The 19535-nt window shown below is 66.3% G+C and carries 17 protein-coding genes; 7 read left to right on the forward strand and 10 right to left on the reverse strand.

The window, feature by feature from the left end:
- The first annotated feature begins 152 nt into the window (after positions 1–152).
- Genes FFY45_RS18155 through FFY45_RS18170 form a run of 4 tightly spaced genes read left to right on the forward strand, consistent with a single transcriptional unit; the run spans position 153 to position 4559 of the window.
- Entirely contained in the window at positions 153–1349 is a 1197-nt protein-coding gene (locus tag FFY45_RS18155; protein ID WP_176341496.1) for a beta-ketoacyl-[acyl-carrier-protein] synthase family protein, read from the forward strand.
- A complete protein-coding gene (locus FFY45_RS18160; protein ID WP_176341497.1) occupies positions 1349–2122 on the forward strand; it encodes a beta-ketoacyl synthase chain length factor in 774 nt (257 codons plus the stop codon). The genes FFY45_RS18155 and FFY45_RS18160 overlap by 1 nt, the downstream gene beginning before the upstream one ends.
- Positions 2119–2940, forward strand: coding sequence for a glycosyltransferase family 2 protein (locus FFY45_RS18165; RefSeq protein ID WP_176341498.1), 822 nt, complete (start codon positions 2119–2121; stop codon positions 2938–2940). The genes FFY45_RS18160 and FFY45_RS18165 overlap by 4 nt, the downstream gene beginning before the upstream one ends.
- Positions 2937–4559 (forward strand): NAD(P)/FAD-dependent oxidoreductase, encoded by a 1623-nt coding sequence (locus FFY45_RS18170; protein ID WP_176341499.1) that lies wholly within the window; start codon positions 2937–2939, stop codon positions 4557–4559. The genes FFY45_RS18165 and FFY45_RS18170 overlap by 4 nt, the downstream gene beginning before the upstream one ends.
- A gap of 480 nt (positions 4560–5039) precedes the next feature.
- Here FFY45_RS18170 and fabG read toward each other — a convergent pair whose 3' ends face one another.
- The 9 genes from fabG to xanC all read right to left on the reverse strand — a co-directional run bounded on the left by fabG (position 5040) and on the right by xanC (position 12587).
- Positions 5040–5777, reverse strand: coding sequence for a 3-oxoacyl-ACP reductase FabG (gene fabG, locus FFY45_RS18175; protein ID WP_176341500.1), 738 nt, complete (start codon positions 5775–5777; stop codon positions 5040–5042).
- Positions 5778–5945: 168 nt separating this feature from the next.
- On the reverse strand, positions 5946–6386 hold the full coding sequence (locus FFY45_RS18180; RefSeq protein WP_176341501.1) for a hotdog family protein: 441 nt from the start codon (positions 6384–6386) through the stop codon (positions 5946–5948).
- The gene (locus FFY45_RS18185) at positions 6373–8739 is read right to left on the reverse strand and encodes an MMPL family transporter (protein ID WP_176341502.1); all 2367 of its coding nucleotides are present in this window, start codon (positions 8737–8739) and stop codon (positions 6373–6375) included. Before FFY45_RS18185 ends, FFY45_RS18180 begins: the two co-directional genes overlap by 14 nt.
- A 213-nt stretch (positions 8740–8952) precedes the next feature.
- Positions 8953–9600, reverse strand: a complete 648-nt coding sequence (locus FFY45_RS18190; protein WP_303396516.1) for a LolA-related protein — start codon at positions 9598–9600, stop codon at positions 8953–8955.
- A complete protein-coding gene (locus tag FFY45_RS18195) occupies positions 9524–10498 on the reverse strand; it encodes a lysophospholipid acyltransferase family protein (RefSeq protein ID WP_176341503.1) in 975 nt (324 codons plus the stop codon). Before FFY45_RS18195 ends, FFY45_RS18190 begins: the two co-directional genes overlap by 77 nt.
- Positions 10495–10722, reverse strand: a complete 228-nt coding sequence (locus tag FFY45_RS18200; RefSeq protein WP_225306916.1) for an ApeI family dehydratase — start codon at positions 10720–10722, stop codon at positions 10495–10497. The genes FFY45_RS18195 and FFY45_RS18200 overlap by 4 nt, the downstream gene beginning before the upstream one ends.
- A 71-nt stretch (positions 10723–10793) precedes the next feature.
- Complete coding sequence (locus FFY45_RS18205; RefSeq protein ID WP_176341504.1) at positions 10794–11543, reverse strand: lysophospholipid acyltransferase family protein; 750 nt, start codon at positions 11541–11543, stop codon at positions 10794–10796.
- A 53-nt stretch (positions 11544–11596) separates the two neighbouring features.
- Entirely contained in the window at positions 11597–12280 is a 684-nt protein-coding gene (locus FFY45_RS18210) for a COG4648 family protein (protein WP_176341550.1), read from the reverse strand.
- A gap of 37 nt (positions 12281–12317) precedes the next feature.
- Positions 12318–12587 carry a xanthomonadin biosynthesis acyl carrier protein XanC gene (xanC, locus tag FFY45_RS18215; protein WP_006451937.1) on the reverse strand — a complete coding sequence of 90 codons (270 nt, stop codon included), beginning with the start codon at positions 12585–12587 and terminating at the stop codon, positions 12318–12320.
- 340 nt (positions 12588–12927) lie between these two features.
- On the opposite strand from xanC, the gene FFY45_RS18220 reads away from it, so the two are divergent.
- Entirely contained in the window at positions 12928–14274 is a 1347-nt protein-coding gene (locus FFY45_RS18220) for an NAD(P)/FAD-dependent oxidoreductase (RefSeq protein WP_176341551.1), read from the forward strand.
- Positions 14271–15278: a chorismate transformation FkbO/Hyg5 family protein gene (locus tag FFY45_RS18225; RefSeq protein WP_176341505.1), complete on the forward strand. Its 1008-nt coding sequence runs from the start codon at positions 14271–14273 to the stop codon at positions 15276–15278. The genes FFY45_RS18220 and FFY45_RS18225 overlap by 4 nt, the downstream gene beginning before the upstream one ends.
- 70 nt (positions 15279–15348) lie before the next feature.
- Here FFY45_RS18225 and FFY45_RS18230 read toward each other — a convergent pair whose 3' ends face one another.
- Complete coding sequence (locus tag FFY45_RS18230; protein WP_176341506.1) at positions 15349–16692, reverse strand: AMP-binding protein; 1344 nt, start codon at positions 16690–16692, stop codon at positions 15349–15351.
- Positions 16693–17099: 407 nt separating this feature from the next.
- Between FFY45_RS18230 and FFY45_RS18235 the strand changes: the two genes are divergently transcribed.
- The gene (locus tag FFY45_RS18235; RefSeq protein ID WP_176341552.1) at positions 17100–19460 is read left to right on the forward strand and encodes a S9 family peptidase; all 2361 of its coding nucleotides are present in this window, start codon (positions 17100–17102) and stop codon (positions 19458–19460) included.
- Positions 19461–19535: the final 75 nt, after the last annotated feature.

Here is a 19535-nt window from a genome sequence, read left to right on the forward strand (position 1 = left end):
AAGCGCGGCCGTTGCGAAAAATCCCAGCAGCGTCAGCGACATGACCGGCACGTTCAGTTGCGCCATCGACGGGCCGCGGACACACCATCGATATACTGAGCACACTTTTTGCCAGCCAGACCACCGTGAGCCACGCGCAGCATTCGTCCCAGATGGCCCCGGTCGCCGTCACCGCTTTCACCTCCACCACCGCGCTCGGCGCCGGGCTCCACGCCCAGGCCGCCGCCCTGACCGCCCGCCGCAGCGGTATGCGCCGCAACGATTTCGGCCCGCAACCGCTGCCGTGCTGGATCGGCCGCGTCGACGGCGTGGAAGCCGTGGTACTGCCCGAATCCCTGCAAGGCTGGGACTGCCGCAACAATCGCCTGGCCTGGCTGGCCCTGCAGCAGGACGGCATGGCCGCTGCCGTGCAGGCGGCCGCGCAGCGCTACGGCGCCGAGCGCGTGGCGGTGATCATCGGCACCTCCACCTCCAGCATCGGTGCCAGCGAAGAGGCCTATACGCGTCTGGTCGAAGATGCCGAGGGCGCGCGTTTTCCGGATGACTTGAATCGCCCGATCGTGCACACCCCGCATTCGCTGGGCGACTTCGTGCAGCACGCCACCGGCCTGCGCGGCCCCTGTATGACCGTGGCCACCGCCTGTTCGTCCAGCGCCAAGGTGTTCGCCCAGGCCGCGCGCCTGATCGACGCCGGAGTGGTCGACGCAGCCTTGGTCGGCGGTGTGGACACCTTGTGCGGCAGCGTGCTGTTCGGCTTCAACTCGCTGCAGGTGGTTGCGCCGGAGCTGTGCCAGCCGTTCGATGCGCGCCGAGTGGGACTGAGCCTGGGCGAGGCCGGCGGCTTTGCCATGCTCGAACGCCCCGCCGCCGTACCGGACGCGGCGCTATGGCTGTACGGCTATGGCGAATCCAGCGATGCGCACCATATGTCCGCCCCGCATCCGCAGGGCCTGGGCGCGCAGCTGGCGATGCGCGGCGCGCTCGAACGCGCCGGCCTGGAGCCGGCAGCGGTGGGCTATCTGAATCTGCATGGCACTGCCACGCCGGCCAATGACAGCGTGGAAGCGGCCGCCGTGGCAGCGATCTTCCCCGCCACCTTGCACGCCAGTTCGACCAAGGCCTGGACCGGCCACACCCTGGGCGCGGCCGGCATCGTGGAATCGGTGATCGCGTTGCTGGCACTGCGCGATGGCGTGCTGCCGGGCACGCTCAACAGCGCCGTGCCCGACCCCGCCTGCGGCCCGCAGATCCGTTTCGACAACGCCCATTCCAAGATCGATTACGCAATGAACAACTCCTTCGGTTTTGGCGGCAACAACTGCTCGCTGCTGTTCGGGCGGGCCCGCTGATGCTGGCTGCCACCATCGAAGGCATCGGCTTCTGGACCCAGGGGCTGCCCACCTGGGAGGCCGCCGTTGCCCTCGTGCACGGCGGCGCGCTGCAGGAGACCACCGCACGCCCGGCGCCGCAGTTGCTGGCCGCCAACGAGCGCCGCCGCGCACCGGACACGGTGGCGGTGTCGCTGGAAGCCGCACTGGCCGCCTGCACCGCCGCTGGCCGCGATCCGGCCAGCCTTCCGTCGATCTTTACCTCCACGTACGGCGATCTGGCCATCTCCGATTACATGTGCACCACCCTGGCCAGCGACCCATCGGCGATCTCGCCGACCAAGTTCCACAACTCGGTGCACAACGCCGCGGCCGGCTACTGGACCATCGGCGCCGGGGCGATGACCCCGACCACGGCGATCAGCGCCAGCCGGGCCAGCTTCGCCCAGGGCCTGCTGGAAGCGCTGGTACAGCGCGCCGCCGGCATGGACGCGGTGCTGCTGGCCGGCTACGACGCCCGCTCGGTCGGGCCGCTGGGCCGGGTCGCACCCAGCCAGGGTCTGCTCGGTGGTGCATTGGTGCTGGGCGCGCCCGGCCAGGCCGGCAAGCTGCAGCTGCGGGCGCGGCTGGACGACGGCACGCCAACGCCGGGCACTGGAGCGCTGGCGCGGCAGGTCGCCAACAACGCGATGGCGCCGATGCTGCCGCTGTTCGACCTGATCGCCGCCGACGGCGACAGCGTGGCGCTGTACGCCGGACCGGGCCGGGTGCTGCGCGTGGAGATCCAGCGATGAGCCGGCAGCCATTGAGCCGCGAAGACACCGCGATCCTGGTGCCGGCCCTGAACGAATCGCTGCGCATCCGCGAAGTGGTCAACGATGCGCTCACCTATTGCTCAAACGTGATCGTGATCGATGACGGCTCCGACGATGGCACCGCCGATTGCATCGCCGATCTTCCGATCACCTTGATCCGGCATCCGCAGCGCATGGGCAAGGGCGCCGCGTTGCGTAGCGGTTTTGCGCAAGCGCAGCGGATGGGCATGCGCGCGGTGATGACCATGGACGGCGATGGGCAGCACAAGGCGGCAGATTTCCCACGCCTGTTGGCCGCGGCCAACCGCCATCCCGGTTGCGTGATCGTCGGCGCACGCATGCGCAAACGCGCCACCCAGCCCACCATCCGCCGCATCGGCAACGACTTCGGCGACTGGGGCATCGCCTGGGCCTGCGGCTTCCAGCTGGTCGACAGCCAGAGCGGGCAACGGCTGTATCCGGCCTCGGTGTTCACCCTGCCCAACGTGCCCGGCGAAGGCTTCGTATTCGAAGCGCAATTGCTGATTTCCGCCGCACGCCAGGCCGGTGCGCGCGTGGTCGCAGTGCCGATCGAAACCCGTTACGCCGGCACTTCGCCAGGCACGTTTCGCAAGAGCCATTTCCGCCTGGTGCGCGATCTGTGGGAAATCACCTCGCATGTGGTCGCCCAAGCTTGGAACTACGGGCATATCTGGCGCGAATACCGCCGCGTGCGCGCCAACCCGGTGCTGATCGACGACGCTGACGGCGAGTTTGCTACTGTTCCATCGGTCACCAAGAGCAAGCACTCCCCATGAATGCACAGCGCGCAGATGTCGTGATCACCGGTGGTGGCCTGGCCGGCCTGAGTCTGGCGCTGCAGTTGCGCCAACGCGATCCCGCGCTGGCGATCACCGTGCTGGAACGGCGCGCCCACCCCGTGCGCGAAGCCGCGTTCAAGGTCGGCGAATCCACGGTGGAAATCGGCGCGCATTATTTCGCCGACGTGCTGGGCCTGCGCGAGCATCTGGAGACCGAGCAGATCCGCAAGTTCGGCTTCCGCTTTTTCTTTTCCGATAAGCGCGAAGACATCGACCGTTGCACCGAGCTGGGCGTCAGCCAGATCCTGCCGACGCCGTCGTGGCAGATCGATCGCGGCCGCTTCGAAAATTTCCTCGGCGAGCGCGCACGCGTGCAGGGCATCACCTTTGTCGACAGTTGCAGCGTCAAAGGCGTGGATCTGGCCGATGACGACAGCGACCACGCCGTGCGCTACGAGCGCGCCGGCGAGCCCGGCACGCTGAGCGCACGCTGGGTGGTGGATGCCAGCGGCCGCGCCGGCCTGCTCAAGCGCAAACTCGGCCTGGCGCAGGACAACGCGCACGACGCCAATGCGGTGTGGTGGCGCGTGGAAGGCCTGATCGACCCCAATGGCTGGTCGCAGGACAGCAGCTGGCTGCAGCGCTGCACGCCGCCGGATCGCTGGCGTTCGACCAACCACATGTGCGGGCCGGGCTACTGGTTCTGGCTGATTCCGCTCTCCTCCGGTGCGCATTCGCTGGGCATCGTCTGTGATGCGGCCATGCACCCGCTGGAGACCATGAACACCCACGAGAAGGCGATGACCTGGCTGCGCACGCATCAGCCGCAGGTCGCCGCCACGCTCGACAAGGCCGACTACCGGCTGCAGGACTTCCTGTTCCTGCGCAACTTCTCGTATGGCTGCAAGCAGGTGTTCTCGCCGCAGCGCTGGGCACTGACCGGCGAAGCAGGCTTGTTCCTGGACCCGTTCTATTCGCCCGGTAGCGACTTCATTGCGATCTCCAATACCTACATCTGCGAACTGATCGGCCGCGATCGCGCCGGCAAGGCGCTCAGCCCGTACGCGGAGCTGTATCAGCAACTGTATTTCTCGTTCTACGAAAACACCTTGACCCTGTATCAGGATCAGTACGCGTTGTTCGGCGATGCGCAGGTGATGCCGGTCAAGGTGATCTGGGATTACACCTATTACTGGTCGCTGCTGGCGCCGTTGTTCTGCAGCGGACGCATCGCGCATCTGAGCTTGCTCGCACGCATGAAGACCGATTTCCTGTACGCGCGCGACATCAATCTGGCGATGCAACGCGTGCTGCACGACTGGGGCCAGCACAACAGCGAACAAGGTGTGGCCACCGGCGATGGACGACTGCTGGATCAGTATCTGATCGGTTGGTTCAACGAACTCAATGGCGCCTTGCACGACACGCTGGACGACGACGCCTTCGCCGCACGCATCCACAGCAACATCGCGCGCATGGCGGTACTGGCGCGCGAGATTCTGCTGCAGGCGCGTCAACGCCATCCCGCACTGCCGGATCACGGCCTGGACGCATTGACCACCAATGCCATCGGCGAGCCGATCCTCACCGCCGCCTGGTACGCCGACGCGGCGTGAGCTTGCTCGAACGCGCCGACAACGGCGCGTTTTGCTTGATCCAAGCTTTCTTGATCCGCGCGTGCTGCACGCAAGCGCAAGCTGGTCATGAAGATCGAACAGACCGGCAACCAAACCGGCATTCGCAGCTCACAACCAAGCACACCGACACTCTCGACGGGCCCTTGCAACCAGGCCGCAGATCAGCCGCTTTACACCTGACGTATCCGCACCGTTCAATTACCTCTCAAGGCGAACGAGATGTTGAACTTCAGCGCAGTCTGGATGTTCCAAGCCTAGTGAGTCGAGGGCGCGATGCCCTCACCGCCTGCGCGACACGCCGTGAATCCATCCCTGGAGGCTCGGTGGCGGCATCCATGCCGCCACACGGTCCCGCAGGCGGTAAGGGCATCGCACCTGCCAACTTGGTCGAGTGCTGACGGGAACTACAAGGCAGGCCGCGCCCGCCGGGCGGCGAGCGCAGTCGTTTTGCAGCCGCTCTCAGCCCATCCCGCCATTGATGCCGATGACCTGGCCGTTGATGTAACCGGCCGCTTCCGAACACAGGAATGCGACCAGTGCGGCGACTTCGTCGGGCTTGCCGACGCGCCCTGCCGGCACCAGCTGCTTGATCACCTCCGGCGCGAAGCTTTCGCCGACCATCTCGCTTTCGATTACGCCCGGCGCCACCACGTTGACTGCAATGCCGCGGCTGGCCATCTCGCGCGACAGCGATTTGCTGGCGCCGTGCAGCGCGGCCTTGGCAGCGGCGTAGTTGGTCTGCCCTCGATTGCCCAGCACCGCCGCCACCGACGACACACTGACGATACGGCCCCAACGCGTACGCGCCATCGGCAGCAGCAAGGGCTGGGTGACGTTGAAGAACCCGTGCAACGAGACATCGATGACCCGATGCCATTGCTCGGCGCTCATGCCCGCCATCGGTGCATCGTCATGGATGCCGGCGTTATTGACCACGATCTGGATCGGGCCGACCTCCAGCAAGCTTGCCAGCGCTGCGGCGCTTGCCTGCGCATCGGCTACATCGAATGCCACCGCCTGGGCACTGCCGCCGTCGGCCACGATCGCTGCAACCACTTCACCGGCGCGGACGATATTGCGATTGGCGTGCACGATCACGTGCCGACCTTGTGCAGCCAGCTGACGGCAGATCGCACCGCCAAGATCGCCGCTGCCGCCGGTAACCAGCGCGCGGCGCTGAGGAACGGATGTACTCATGGAAGCCTCGATGAAAGCCGCAGAAACGACGGCGGAAAGAGCGTCATCCTAACGACTCGCAGCAAGCGCAGGAATAGATCGCCAGCGTTGATCGCCCACCTCCTGTAGGAGCGCGCTTGCGCGCGATGCGGCGTCAGCGGTAACGCTTTATCGCGCGCAAGCGCGCTCCTACGGGGCCTGCGCCGCACCCAGCATCACCGTGGCACGCCCTTCGGCGAGCAACTGGTCCTGATGCATCAAGCGGAAGCTGTATTGCTGGCTATCCTCTCCCTGCATCAGCACCTGCGCCTCGCAAACGATCGCATCCGGCAGCGCGTCCAGATAGGCCACGCGCAATTCCACCGCACGCAGCGCCACCAACATGCCCGGACGTACCGGTTTGCCCGATGCGCGACCGAGCAAGCCGCCATGCACGGCCATGGCTTGCGCGCCGTATTCGCATAGATGCAGCGCGCGCAGGCGGCCGTTAGAACGCAGCGGATGCGTGTCACCACGATGGGCAAAGCTGCGCAACACGATGCGCTGCGCGTCCCACTCCACCACTTCTTCCCAGAGGCACATGCTGCCCTGATGCGGAATCAGCGCGGCAATCGCGTCACGTCCCTGCATGCGGTTCTCCGTTCTTTGTGCGTTCCAGCGCCGGCTCGCGCGACACCAGCAAGGCCAGGATGAAATTGAACAACACGCCCAGCGCCACCGTGCTGCCGATCGCACGCAATACCGGAATGCTGGACGCGGCCAATAGCGCGAATACCAGCAAGGTCATCAGGCTGCACACGATCAGCGCATGCAGCGTGCGCAGCTGATCGGCGTGATCGTCGCCGGCGTGGTCGAAGAACAACGCGTAATCCAGGCCCAAACCGGCCGCCAGAATCAGCGCGATCAGATGGAACAGATTGAGCTCTACACCGATGCCGCGCAGGATCGCCAGGATCAGTACCGTGGTCAGCGCCATCGGCAACAACACCCGCACGATGCGGCGCGGGCTGCGCAGCGCGATGGCCACGGTCGCTGCCAACAACACTGCAGCCAGCACTAATGCACCGAGCACACGACCGCGATACGCGGCGACCAGGGATTCGGAAGCATCTTTCAGATCCAGCAACTGCGCGCCGCTGCCTTGTACGGCTGCGGCCAACACCGCCGGATCGCGCAAGCCGGTCAACGACACCAGGGCGGTGCTGCGATCGCCACGCCCCAACAGCAGCCCACCGACCGAGGTTGCCAGCGGCGAGCCGGCCAGGTCCTTAGGCAACAGCGGGGCGGCCTGCTTGGCAGCCTCCAGATCCTGCAGGAACGGTGCGAACGCATCGCTGCGGAACGGCGTGGCGGCCACTGCGCTGTCGGTCAGCGCGCGGGCTTGCGCGGCATCCGGCAACGCGGCCTGACGGGCGCGCTGGGTCTTGGCGCTGGGCAGATAGCGCGCGGCCATGTCGTAGCCGGTCAATGCACCGGCGCGCACCAGGGCGTCCAGGCGCGGACGCAATTGCTCGCTGGCCTGCAGCGCCGCCTCATCGTTCGCTGCCGGCAACGCGAGCACGTAACGCACATCGGGGGCGCCCAGTTCCTGTCGCAACTGCGTGTCCTGCGCCAGCGCCTTGGGCGGCACCGGGGTCAATTTCGACAGATCGTTCTGCCAGAACTGCCCCGGCGCAAACACGATCACCGCGATGCCGATCACGGCAATCACCGCAAGACTGATGCGCGGTCGCGGCAGGCGCGCGATGCCACGCCATAGCGCAGCCAGGGCACGCGAGTCGGCATAGTCGCGCGGCGCCGGGTCGATCAACGACGGCAGCAGCCAACGTGTGGTGATCGCGGCGGTGGCCAGCCCGGCGATGGTGAACACCGCCAACTGGCGCAAACCATCCACCCCGGAGAACAGGAAGGTCACGTAGGCAATGCAGGTGGAGACCACGCCGGTGGCCAGCGTCGGCCACAGATGGCGCGCGTTGTCGCGTGGATCCAAGCCCGGGCGTTGATGACTGAACAGGTGGATCGGATAGTCCTGCACCACGCCGATCAGGGTGAACCCGAACGCCACGGTGATCCCGTGCACACCGTCGAACAGCAACGCCACCGCGCCCAAGCCGGCCAGACCCGCGCTCGCCAATGGCAGCACGCCGAGCACCGGAATCTTCCAGCTGCGATAGGCGACCAGCAGCAACAGCACCAGCCCCACCGTATCCAGCGTGCCGATCCATTGCGCCTCGCCCTGCGTGCGCGCGGTGATTTCCACCGCAAACGCGCCGGGGCCGGTCAAAACGAGTGTTGTTGAGGTGCCCTTGCTGACCTTGGCAAACGCCGCCTGCACCGCGTCGTACGCCAGTTGCTGGCCGGTGGGATCGAACCCGGCTGCGCGCGTCTGCACGATCAGCAAGGCCGAGGTGCCGGCGCGGTCGAACCACACCTCGTTACGCGTCTGCGGCGCGGCGGCAGGTTGCAGGGTTTCTGCAAGATGCAGGATTTCCAGCGTGGGATCGCGCGGCAGCAACGGCTCCACCATCGCGGCCGCAGGCGAACCCAGATCCTGCACGCGCGCCTGCAATGCAGCTTGCAAGGTCTGCCCATCCAGCGGGGTTTTATCGAAGCTGTCGCTGAGCAGATAGCGGTACGGCAGCAAGCGCTCGGGGATCGCATCCAACCCCGCATTGCCGCCATTGCCGACCAGTTCGAACAGCTCTGGCTGTGCGGCCAAGGCCTGCTGCAGTGCCTGCGACTGCGCGGCCAGCGTGGCCGTATCGCTGTTGGACAGCGCCATCAGCAACAGGCGCGAGCCGGGGCCTTCGCCCAGTTCTTCGATCAGCAGTTTCTGCGCGGGCGTGCGCGGGGCGGGCATGAATTTCCGCAAGTCACCGGTGACTTTCAGCGTCTCGCTCAACCAGAAGCCGGCGACTGCCAGCAAGGCCAGCCACAGCAGCGCAAGGCCGATGCGGCGGTTTGCATTCAATTTAAGCGCCATGCGAAAGCCTCACTGCGCCAGCGGAACGTCCACCGGCCGCGCGCGCGGCATCCAGCTTCAGTGACGCTTTCTTTCTGCTGAGGGCGGGCTGCAGTGACGCGTTCGTTCTGTTGAAGGCGTGCAGCACCGGCGCCTCTAATTTGCCGAAGGCTGTCGCTTTTTCCTTGCTAAGCGCGTGTCCCGACTGCGCACGCAACACCCACACGCGATGGATCACGCGCCCGACCCATGGCACAGCGTGGTCAGCGCCGCCGCATCGGTCACGCTTGCAGCATCACGCGCCGCACCGGCCAGCAGCGTGCGCTGCACATCGCCCTTGGCCGGCAAGCTTTCGATGCAGCGCAACTCATCATTGCGCCCGTACAGACGCAACTCGCGCACCTGCTTGGCCACGGCCGCATCCTTGGGCTGCAGCGTCAGTTGCCAGGCCTGCGGCTGGCCCTGCCCGCTGACGCGGTACTGCTGCTCCAGCAGCGCGCGGTCGCCGGTCAGCAACGCGCCGAAGCCGGACTTCAAACCGGCCAGTTCGGGCACACGGCTCAGCGAAAAACGCCGCGGCGCTTTGCCTTCGCGTTCCAGCACGCCTTCCTCGCCTTTCAGCGTAGTGGTTTCGCGATACGGTGCGCTGACCTCGCGCACCAACGTCTGCGCATCCGGGCGACGGTAATGGCCCTGCACGCGCAACGGTGTCTTCAGCAGGGCCGAGCCACGCAATTCGACGAACTCGGTACTGACCGGTGCGGGGCGTGCCAGGCGCTGCAGCACCTGGCCGACGTCCAGCGTCTCAGGCGGTGCGGCGCATAGCGGTGCGGCGCTGAACAGCAGTATCAGCATCCACGGCAGGGTGCGGCACATCGGCATGGTGGGTGTTCCAGAAATCGTAGAAGTTGAACCAGTTGTACGGCGCGTAGCGTGTGTAATGTTCCAGCCTGGCCGCGTAATCGCGCATGAGTACCGCCAGTACCGGCGCACGTTGGCGACGCGGCACGTCCAGGCCTTCGCTGAAGGTCTCGAACGCCAGCTCGTAATGATTGCCGCCGCGATACAGGCCAAACGCCAGCACCACCGGCACCTTGAGCGCCGCGGCGATCAGCCACGGCGAGGTCGGGAACATCGCGTTGCGGCCGAGGAACATCGCCGGCAATGCCGGGTCGCCCTCGCGCGGGCGATCGATCAGCAACGCCACCAGCGCGCCGGCGTCGGTGGCGTCCTTGATCGCCATGACGATCGAGGTCGCATCCATGCCGGCGTCGATGATGTTGGCGGCCAGCTGCGGATTCAGCGCGCCCAGCAGGTCGGTCATGGCGCGGTTATGCGCCTTGTCCAGCACCACCTTGACCTGCACGTCGGGGCGTTCGGTGGCCAGCACGCGCAGCGCATCGAAGCTGCCCAGGTGCGAGCCGAAGATCAGCACGCCGCGACCGCGATCCATCTGCGTGTGCAGCTGATCCAGCCCGGTGATATCCACCTGGAAGCGCTGCATCTGCCCGCACAGCATGTACACGCGGTCCAGGATCGTCGAGGCGAAGGTATGGATATGCCGCGCCACATCGCGCAGCGTGGCCGGGCGATCGAGCACGCGCGTCAGATAGGCACGCGAGGCACTGCGCTCGGGCGCACGCACCAGCAGGAAGTACAGCGTGATCGGGTACAGCAGCGCGCGTGCCACCGAGCGCCCGGCGTACCGGGCGATGCCGCGGATCAGCCACAACGCAAAACGTCCGCCGCCTTCCGGGCGTTGTTTCCACTGGCTGTTCATGGCGCCGCCTCCGCGACCAGCTCGCCGCTGACCAGCAAGTCGTCGGCGCGCTGCACGCGAAAGCGCCAACGAGGGCCAGCGCCGTCCAGTGTCACCGACGCGGTCTGGCCGGGCAGCAACGGCTGCACGAACTTCACCTGCGGCAAGCGCATTGCGGCGCGTGGGCCATGCGCGGCTTCCACCGCCTGCAGCACGTGATCGAGGACGACCACGCCGGGCACCACGGGGCGACCCGGGAAGTGCCCAGGCAGGCAGGGATGATCATGTGGCACGACGAAATCCATAAGCGGGTAACTCAGATCCTGGGTTGAAGCATGGCCGCCACGGCGGCGTGTGCCTGCTCGGTCAATTGTTGGCGGTCCGGCGCATCCGGCCCGATCACCGGGATCGGGTCGCCGATACGCACGCGGATGATGCCGGGGCGCACCCTGAACATACCCTCCACCGGCAGCACCTTGCCGCAGCCATCCAGCGCCACCGGCACCACCGGCACACCTGCATCGATAGCGGCCTGCAGTAGCCCGGCCTTGAATGGCAGCAGTGCGCCGCTACGGCTGCGGGTGCCTTCGGGAAACAGACACAACTGTTTGCCCTCGCGCAGCAGCGCGGCCGCCTGACGCCGCACCATCGCCCCGGCACGCCGGCTGTCGCGGTCCAGGAACAGCATGCCGGTACCACGCGCGAACCAGTTCACGAACGGCACCTTGAGCATTTCGTCCTTGAGCAGAAACCGCAGCGGCACCGGCAATGCATAGAACAACGCGCAGATGTCGATGACCGACTGGTGGTTGCTGACGAACAGGTAATTCTTGGACCAGTCCACGCGCTCGCGGCCTTCCACGATCACCTGGGCACCGGCGCCGCGAAACAGCACCGGCGACCACATCCAGCCGCCCATGCGCAGCAACCGATCGGGGTCGCGGGTGATCGCCAGCAACACCAGGCAATACACGATCCCGCCGGCGGTGAAGATCAGCGTAAACGCCAGCTGCAACAGGTTGAATAAGGCCCACGCCAGGCGCGACGGCATCCTTGCCAACGGCATTTTTGTCTTGTCCCTGAAAATGTGCACGTACGTCGCTGCCCCTGGCCACGCACTCAGCGCAGCAGATCGCGCCAGAACTCCGGCCCGAGCCGCGCCATCTGGCGCAAGAAGTCTGGCAGATTACGATAGGGACGCTGTGGAAACCAGCGGCCGCGCAATAGATATTCGCCCACGAAGAACCCGCCAACCACCCCGTACGCCAGCAGATTGGCAAACAACGAGGCACGCGCATCACTGATCGGCAGCGGCGAGGCGTAGCCCAGTTGCGCCAGCACCCCACTGGGCTCGGCGCACAGGCCCAGCACCAGATTCACCAGCGTCAGCGCGCACAGCAGCAGCGCCCAGGCAAGCGTGAGACGACGCGTATAGCGGTACTGCTCGGGCGTGATCGGCATGCCAGCCTGGCGATACAGCCCTTCGACAATGCGGCTGATCAACGGCGTGCGCCCGCGGCGCAGGCTGCGGCCGAAGAACCAGGCGATCCAGCCGGTGAACACCACCGGCGGCGCGGCCAGCAGCAGCATCGCGTACGGCGAGTGCCACAACGCGCTCAGGCCGGCCAACGTCAGCAACGCCAGCGCCCAGGCCCAGGCCCGGCGCGCGACCATCGGTTCGATCAACACCATCAGCACCAGCAAGGCCCCGGCGATGACCGCCAGGTCCGGGCGATGACTGGCGTTGGCCCAGTGCGCCAACGGCGAATACGCCACCGCCAGCAGCACGCCCAGCCCCAGCACCCAAGGGGGTGCATCGGCAGACGCTACAGTGGACGGATCAGACGGTCTTGTTGGTTTCGACATGCGCCGACAATGCGCGCAGCGACGCAAAGATGCGACGGTTCTCGTCGTTGTCAGAGCGCAGCTGGAAGCCATAGCGCTTGCTGATCGCCAGCGCCAGTTCCAGCGCGTCGATCGAGTCCAGTCCCAGGCCGGTATTGAACAACGGCGCCTCCGGATCGATGTCGGCGGGTTGGACGTCTTCCAGGTTCAGGCTTTCGACCAGGAGTTCGGCCAGTTCACGTTCGGCAGCGGTTTGCAGGGACATCCAGAAGCTTCCACAGGTGAGGGTCGGGCAACAAATTCGGAACAATCAATTCAAGGCAATCAATTCGAACAACCAGCAACGCGTCGCAAACAACTGGCAGGTCGAGGCGGGCGATGCTTTGGAACCGCAGTGTACGTTGTCGCCGCTGCCACTTCCGGCTACCGGCCACGTCCGTTGAGCGGCCGCGCCGTCGGTCTGCTGGTGATCGGGTGAGAGCGGTGAGGCAATCCGGGTGCACCTGTCCGGGCCGCCGGTCAGGCTATCATGACTGCATGACGCTCGCCCGCTGCAGGTTCGTTCCAGGATGACTTCCACCGCTGTTCGCCCCACCCCGACCGCCATGCCGGCAGCCGGGCCGGCCCCCGGACCCGAGTGCCCGGATGTGTTGATCATCGGCGGCGGGCCAGCGGGCTGCGCCGCCGCCATCGTGCTCGCGCAGCAGGGCTGGCAGGTCACCCTGCTGGAGAAGGAGCAGCACCCGCGCTTTCATATCGGCGAATCGCTGCTGCCGATGAACGTACCGATCCTCGAACGGCTGGGCGTACTCGAACAAGTCCGCGATATCGGCGTGCTCAAGCGCGGCGCTGACTTTCCCAACGATGCCGGCGGCTACAACACCTTTCGCTTCTCGCGTGCTCTCGATGCCAAGGCCGATTTCGCCTTCCAGGTACCGCGTGCGCAGTTCGACCAGGTGTTGTTCGAGCGCGCGCGTGCGGTTGGCGTGGATGCGCGCGAACAGGTCAAGGTCGAACAGGTCAGCTTCGATGGCGAACAGCCGGTATTGCAGGCACGTGGCGTGGACGGCGAGCAGCAGTTCCGCCCGCGCTATCTGCTCGACGCCAGCGGCCGCGACACCTTTCTGGGCAACCGCTTCAAGCTCAAACGCGCCAATGCCAAGCATCAATCGGCCGCGCTGTTCAGCCATTTCCGCGGCGTGGCGCGCCGGCCGGGCGAGGATGCCGGCAACATCAGCATCTACCGGCATGCGCATGGCTGGATGTGGCTGATCCCGCTGCCGGACGACATCATGAGCGTGGGCGCGGTCTGCTACCCGGAATACATGAAGACCCGCAAGGGCGACAGCGAAGGCTTTTTGATGCGCACACTGGCGCTCAATGCCGAAGTCACCGCGCGCATGCACGGCGCCGAGCGCGTGGCACCGGTGCACGCCACCGGCAACTACGCCTACGAATGCACGCGCATGGCCGGCCCGCGCTGGCTGATGCTCGGCGATGCCTACACCTTCGTCGACCCGATGTTTTCCTCGGGCGTGTTTCTGGCCATGCACAGCGCCGAGCGCGGTGCGGCGATGGTGAACCAGGCCCTGCGCACGCCGCAGCACGAGGCGAAACTGCAGCGGGCCTTGCAGCGCGAGCTCAAGCGCGGCGTGGATGAGTTCAAGTGGTTCATCTACCGCTTCACCTCGCCGACCATGCGCACCCTGTTCGCGCAACCGCAGAACACCTGGCAGATCGAAGAAGCCGTGGTGGCGATGCTGGCCGGCGACGTGTTCGAGAGCCCAAAGGTCCGCCTGCGTCTGCGTGCGTTCCGCGCCATCTACGCCATCACCACCTTGTCGATGATGCCGCGCGCCTGGCACTCCTGGCGGCAACGCCGGCGTCAGGCCACGCTCGGCTTCGACGGCGACACCTTGCAACGCGATACGCAACAACGAGACACGCAATGACCGCTTCCCAGGCCCAGACCACGCACGCCGTGCGCCATCCCCGCCTGCAGGTCGACTATATCGACCAGACCGACCCGTCTGCCCTGCTCACCGATCCGCAGGTGTTGGCCGTGTTCGGCTTCGGCACTGCGGCGGCGCGTCTGGACGACCCGCGTTACCTGCGCGTGCCGCTGCAGCCGTATCAGGCCAGCGTGCTGGAAGTGTGGCGCAGCGACTCGCCGGTGCGCAGTGGGCGCGACGGCAACATCGCCTGGTCCAGCGACGGGCGCCTGCAGTTCGGCGTGATCGAGATCGACGAGCAGGATGTGGACATCGAAGAAGCCGCCGCCAAGGCGTATGCGGAAATCACCGCCTTCGTCACCGGCAGCCAGACTCCACGCCTGCTGCGTATCTGGAATTATCTGGATGCGATCACCCTGGGCAGCGGCGACCGCGAACGCTATCGGCAATTCTGCATCGGCCGCGCACGCGGCCTGGGCGCCTTCGATACCGCACAGCTGCCTGCCGCTACCGCGGTGGGCCGTTGCGATGCCGAGCGCATCATCCAGATCTACTGGCTGGCCGCCGCCGATGCCGGCACACCGCTGGAAAATCCGCGCCAGGTCAGCGCCTACAACTACCCGCGCCAATACGGTCCGCAGCCGCCGAGTTTCGCGCGCGCCATGCTGCCGCCGGCCGGCAGCGACATGCCGCTGCTGCTGTCAGGCACCGCCGCGGTGGTCGGGCATGCCTCGATGCACACCGGCCAGTTGCTCGCGCAGCTGGAAGAAACCTTCGCCAACTTCGACGCCCTGCTCGGCGCCGCACGCCAGCACGCCCCCGCCCTACCCGCGCAATTCGGCGCCGGCACGCGTTTGAAGGTCTACGTGCGCGAGCACGACGACCTGCCCAAGGTTGCGCAGGCACTTGACGCCCGCTTCGGCGACGCCGTGCCGCGCCTGCTGCTGCATGCGGTGATCTGCCGCGACGAGCTGGCGGTGGAGATCGATGGGGTACATGGGTGAGTCATTACGGGCATCGGTGCTGATGCCCGATGCAGGGATGCGCCAGTAACGCTGCGCGTGCGGCCGTCAATCAGCCGTTGAGCAAGCCTAAAACCACATCGCGCGGCAGCTTGCCGGTTTCGTTGCGTGGCAATGCGGGAAGTTTGCGCAGGCGGCGTGGGAGGAACACCGGGTCGACGCTGATGCGCAGGGCGGCGAGGATCTGCGCTTCGTCCAGTGTTGGGGCGACCACCAATGCGGCGATGCGGCCGACGGCCTGCCCGGGATCCGGTGTGAGCTGCACGATGGTGCCGTCGATCACGCCGGGAATGGCCAGCAGACGGCGAGTGAGGTCGGCCAGGGAGGCGCGTTTGCCGGCGATTTCCAGCAGATCGGCCTGACGGCCGCGTACCTGGAAGCGGCCGTCTGCGGCCACGTCCATCATGTCGGCCAGCAGCACCGGCGTTGCCAGATGCGGTGCGTGCACCAGCGTGCCGGCGGCCTGTGTTTCCAGGCGTACGCCCGGCAGCGGTGTCCACGCCGCTTCCAGTGCGGTGCGCCGCACGGCGAAGACGCAGGTTTCGGTGGAACCGAACATCTCGCGCACTTCGCCGCCAAAGCGTGCTTCGGCCGCTGCGGCGATGTCCTGCGCCAACGGTGCGGTGGCCGAGACGATGCCGGCCAGCGGTGGCAACTGCACGCCCGATTCGACCAGCGCACGCAGGTGCACCGGTGTGGTCACCAACAGGCGCGGCTCCGGGATTTCCGCCAGTGCATGCGCCACGTCGTCGGGGAAGAACGGCCGCCCGGCATGCACGGCCAGCGTGGTCACCATCGGCAGCAGCACCGACAATTCCATGCCATACATATGCTGCGGCGGCACCGTGGCCACCACGTGCGGCACCGCGTCGGTGTGCGCCCACAAACTCTCCAGCGCGACCAGGTCCTGGCGCGTGCTGGTCAAAAAACTGCCCCAGGTCTTGGGATTCGGTTGCGGGCTGCCGGTGCTGCCGGAGGTAAAACCAATCGCCACCAGGGCATCGTCTGCCAGTTGCGGCATCGGGCCATCGGCCTGCGGCAGCTCGGCCGGCAATTGCCAGTAGCGCGGCGGTGCCAGCTCCAAGGCAAGATCGCCCAGACAATACGCATCGGCGTGGCGCGCCTGCACTTCACCGACCACCGCCGGTGCGCGCGACGACGGCAGCAGCGACACCTGGCCGCGCAGCGCGCAGGCGTAGAAGGCGACCATGAAACGGTAGCGGTCTTCGCACAGATTCACCGCGTGGCGGCCGTCCGGCAGCTGCTGCGCCAGGCCGTGCACGTGCGCGATGAAGGTCGCCAGATCCACCGACTGCCCTGCCCGCCAGGCCAACGGCCGGCCGGGCGCGCCAACGGCCATCGGATGGGAGACAACAAAAGCAGGCAGGCTGGACATGTGAACCGACAGTCGCAAAAGCGCGCTAGCTTGGCCGCCACCTGGGCTGCTGGCAAGTCGCAGGGTTTGTGGCTACGTCGCAGTGCCGGATGTTCGCAACGTCGCCGCTGGCGTGGTGAAGCATCCTTGGCGTTGTGGCAGCTGCGCATCGCGACGTGGAATGCATTGAAACTGATATTGAAAGTGATGCGGTGAGATCGGCCATGTCGCGCGCGCTGCCGTGCGTGGACTGCGCATTTACCGTCAGGGCGCATCTGGTCGAGTTCGCCACTGGCACAGACCCCGCCGCTTCGACGACACACTCCACCACCCACCCCGCGCATGACCTGTGGCCCAAGCCCCCGGTCGAAGCGAGCTGCTAGGCTTGGCCGCTCTTTCGTTGCGTCCAGTCGTTTCCGATGCCCAGATTGTTGCCGCTGTCCTTGTTATTGCTGGCTGTCACTGCGCACGCGCAGTCCGCCGCACCGCTCACCATCGAACAGGTAATGGCCGATCCGGACTGGATCGGGCCGTCGGTGGATCAGGCCTGGTGGCAGTGGGATGGCAAACAGGTGCAGTACCTGCTCAAGCGCGATGGCAGCCCGGTGCGCGATACCTATCGCCAGGGCATTGATGGCGCGGCGGCAGAACGCGTGGCGGACAACGCCCGCGCCGGCCTGGATGCGGCCAACCCCAGCTACGACGCGACGCGCCAGCGCATGCTGTTCGCGCGCAACGGCGACATTTTTTTGCGTGATCTGCGCTCGGGCGCGCTGACCCAGCTGACCCGCAGCAACGAGGTCGAATCGCGTCCGCAATTCGCCAGCGATGGCGGTGCGATCTGGCGTGCGGGCAACAACTGGTATCACTGGCGCGCCGATGGCGGCACCGCGCAGGTGGCGGTGGTCAAGGCCGAACGCGATCCCGACGCCGCGCCCAAGGCCGATGTGTTGCGCGAGCAGCAACTGGCCACGCTGGCCACGCTGCGCCGCGACCGCGAGCAGCGCGAGGCGCTGCGCACGCAGGAAGACACCTGGCGTCGCGCCGACACCACGCGTGCCACTGCACCGGTGTATCTGGGCGATGAGGTGGAGATCGTCGACAGCGCGTTGTCGCCGGACGGCCGCCACCTGCTGGTGATGACCCAGGCCAAGAATGCCGACGAAGGCCAGGCCGGCAAGATGCCCAAGTACGTGACCGAATCCGGCTACGAAGAATTCCAGGAAACCCGCCCCCGCGTCGGCCGCAACATGCCAGCCGCACACACGCTGTGGCTGGTCGACGTGATCGCAGGCAGCGCGCGCCAGCTGTCTTTCGACGCGCTGCCCGGCATCGCCACCGACCCGCTGGCCGCATTGCGCAAGGCCGCCAAGCGCGACCCGCTCAAGGGCAACCGCGCGGTGCGCGTGGAAAGCGATGGCGACGGCAACGGCCCGGCGGTGCATTGGAGTGACGATGGCCGCAACGTGGCGGTGGAAATCCGCGCGGTGGACAACAAGGACCGCTGGATCGCCAGCGTGGATCTGGATGCGGCCAAACTGCAGCCGCGTCATCGGCTGAGCGATAGCGCCTGGATCAACTGGGACTTCAACGATTTCGGCTGGCTGCCAGACAACCGCACGCTTTGGCTGCTCTCGGAAGAATCCGGCTATTCGCAGCTGTACACGGTGGAAGGCAACGGCAAGCCGCGTCAGCGCACCCGTGGCAAGTGGGAAGTGTCGATGCCGGTGCCCAGCGCCGATGGCAGCGGCATGTATTTCCTGTGCAACCAGAAATGGCCGGGCGATTACGAGGTGTGCAAGCTGGATCTGCGCACCGACCAGCTCACCGAAGTGACAGCCTTGAACGGTGTGGAAGGCTTCAGCCTGTCGCCGAATGGGCAGCAGGTGCTGGTGCGCTACTCCGGCGCCTATCTGCCGCCGCAACTGGCGGTGGTGCCGGCAACCGGTGGCCAGGCCACGGTGCTGACCGATACGCGCACGCCGGCCTTCAAGGCGCAGCCGTGGATCGCACCGCAGTATGTGCAGGTGCCGTCCAAACACGGCGCCGGTACGGTCTGGGGCAAATACTACGGCCCGCAAAATCCCGAGCCCGGCAAGCAGTATCCGATCGTGATGTTCGTGCACGGCGCCGGCTATCTGCAAAACGTGTCGCAGCGCTACACACCGTATTTCCGCGAGCAGATGTTCCATAACCTGCTGGTGCAGCAGGGCTACATCGTGCTGGACCTGGATTACCGCGCATCGGAAGGCTACGGCCGCGACTGGCGCACCGCGATCTACCGCAACATGGGGCATCCGGAGCTGGAGGATTATCTGGACGGCCTGGACTGGCTGGTCGCCACCAAACAGGGCGACCGTGCACGCGCCGGCATCTACGGCGGCTCGTACGGCGGCTTCATGACCTACATGGCGCTGTTCCGTAGCCCCGGCACCTTCAAGGCCGGCGCGGCGCTGCGGCCGGTGGGCGACTGGATGCAGTACAACCACGACTACACCTCCAACATCCTCAACACCCCCGAGCTCGATCCGCAGGCCTACAAGACCTCCTCGCCGATCAACTACGCAGACGGGCTGCAGGACCATCTACTGATCGCCCACGGCATGATCGACGACAACGTGTTCTTCAAGGACTCGGTCGACATGACCCAGAAACTGGTTGAGCTGCACAAGGACAACTGGCAGGTGGCACCGTATCCGCTGGAACGCCACGGCTTTACGCGTGCCGATTCGTGGCTGGACGAATACAAGCGCATCCTCAAACTGTTCAATGAGCAGGTGAAGCCGTAAGGCATGCGATTGCAGCCGGGCGATGCGTGATGCGTCGCCCGGCCGATGACATGTCATGCAGCGGCAGCATCCGGA

Origin of the sequence: Xanthomonas hortorum (assembly GCF_011305375.1) — a bacterium.
GTDB classification, from domain to species: Bacteria; Pseudomonadota; Gammaproteobacteria; order Xanthomonadales; family Xanthomonadaceae; genus Xanthomonas; species Xanthomonas hortorum_E.

What these genes read in the sequence shown, in the direction of transcription:
- FFY45_RS18155 (WP_176341496.1), top strand. Translation starts at nt 153, where the DNA reads ATGGCCCCGGTCGCCGTCACCGCTTTCACCTCCACCACCGCGCTCGGC.
- FFY45_RS18160 (WP_176341497.1), top strand. Translation starts at nt 1,349, where the DNA reads ATGCTGGCTGCCACCATCGAAGGCATCGGCTTCTGGACCCAGGGGCTG.
- FFY45_RS18165 (WP_176341498.1), top strand. Translation starts at nt 2,119, where the DNA reads ATGAGCCGGCAGCCATTGAGCCGCGAAGACACCGCGATCCTGGTGCCG.
- FFY45_RS18170 (WP_176341499.1), top strand. Translation starts at nt 2,937, where the DNA reads ATGAATGCACAGCGCGCAGATGTCGTGATCACCGGTGGTGGCCTGGCC.
- fabG (WP_176341500.1), bottom strand. Translation starts at nt 5,777, where the DNA reads ATGAGTACATCCGTTCCTCAGCGCCGCGCGCTGGTTACCGGCGGCAGC.
- FFY45_RS18180 (WP_176341501.1), bottom strand. Translation starts at nt 6,386, where the DNA reads ATGCAGGGACGTGACGCGATTGCCGCGCTGATTCCGCATCAGGGCAGC.
- FFY45_RS18185 (WP_176341502.1), bottom strand. Translation starts at nt 8,739, where the DNA reads ATGGCGCTTAAATTGAATGCAAACCGCCGCATCGGCCTTGCGCTGCTG.
- FFY45_RS18190 (WP_303396516.1), bottom strand. Translation starts at nt 9,600, where the DNA reads ATGCCGATGTGCCGCACCCTGCCGTGGATGCTGATACTGCTGTTCAGC.
- FFY45_RS18195 (WP_176341503.1), bottom strand. Translation starts at nt 10,498, where the DNA reads ATGAACAGCCAGTGGAAACAACGCCCGGAAGGCGGCGGACGTTTTGCG.
- FFY45_RS18205 (WP_176341504.1), bottom strand. Translation starts at nt 11,543, where the DNA reads ATGCCGTTGGCAAGGATGCCGTCGCGCCTGGCGTGGGCCTTATTCAAC.
- xanC (WP_006451937.1), bottom strand. Translation starts at nt 12,587, where the DNA reads ATGTCCCTGCAAACCGCTGCCGAACGTGAACTGGCCGAACTCCTGGTC.
- FFY45_RS18220 (WP_176341551.1), top strand. Translation starts at nt 12,928, where the DNA reads ATGCCGGCAGCCGGGCCGGCCCCCGGACCCGAGTGCCCGGATGTGTTG.
- FFY45_RS18225 (WP_176341505.1), top strand. Translation starts at nt 14,271, where the DNA reads ATGACCGCTTCCCAGGCCCAGACCACGCACGCCGTGCGCCATCCCCGC.
- FFY45_RS18230 (WP_176341506.1), bottom strand. Translation starts at nt 16,692, where the DNA reads ATGTCCAGCCTGCCTGCTTTTGTTGTCTCCCATCCGATGGCCGTTGGC.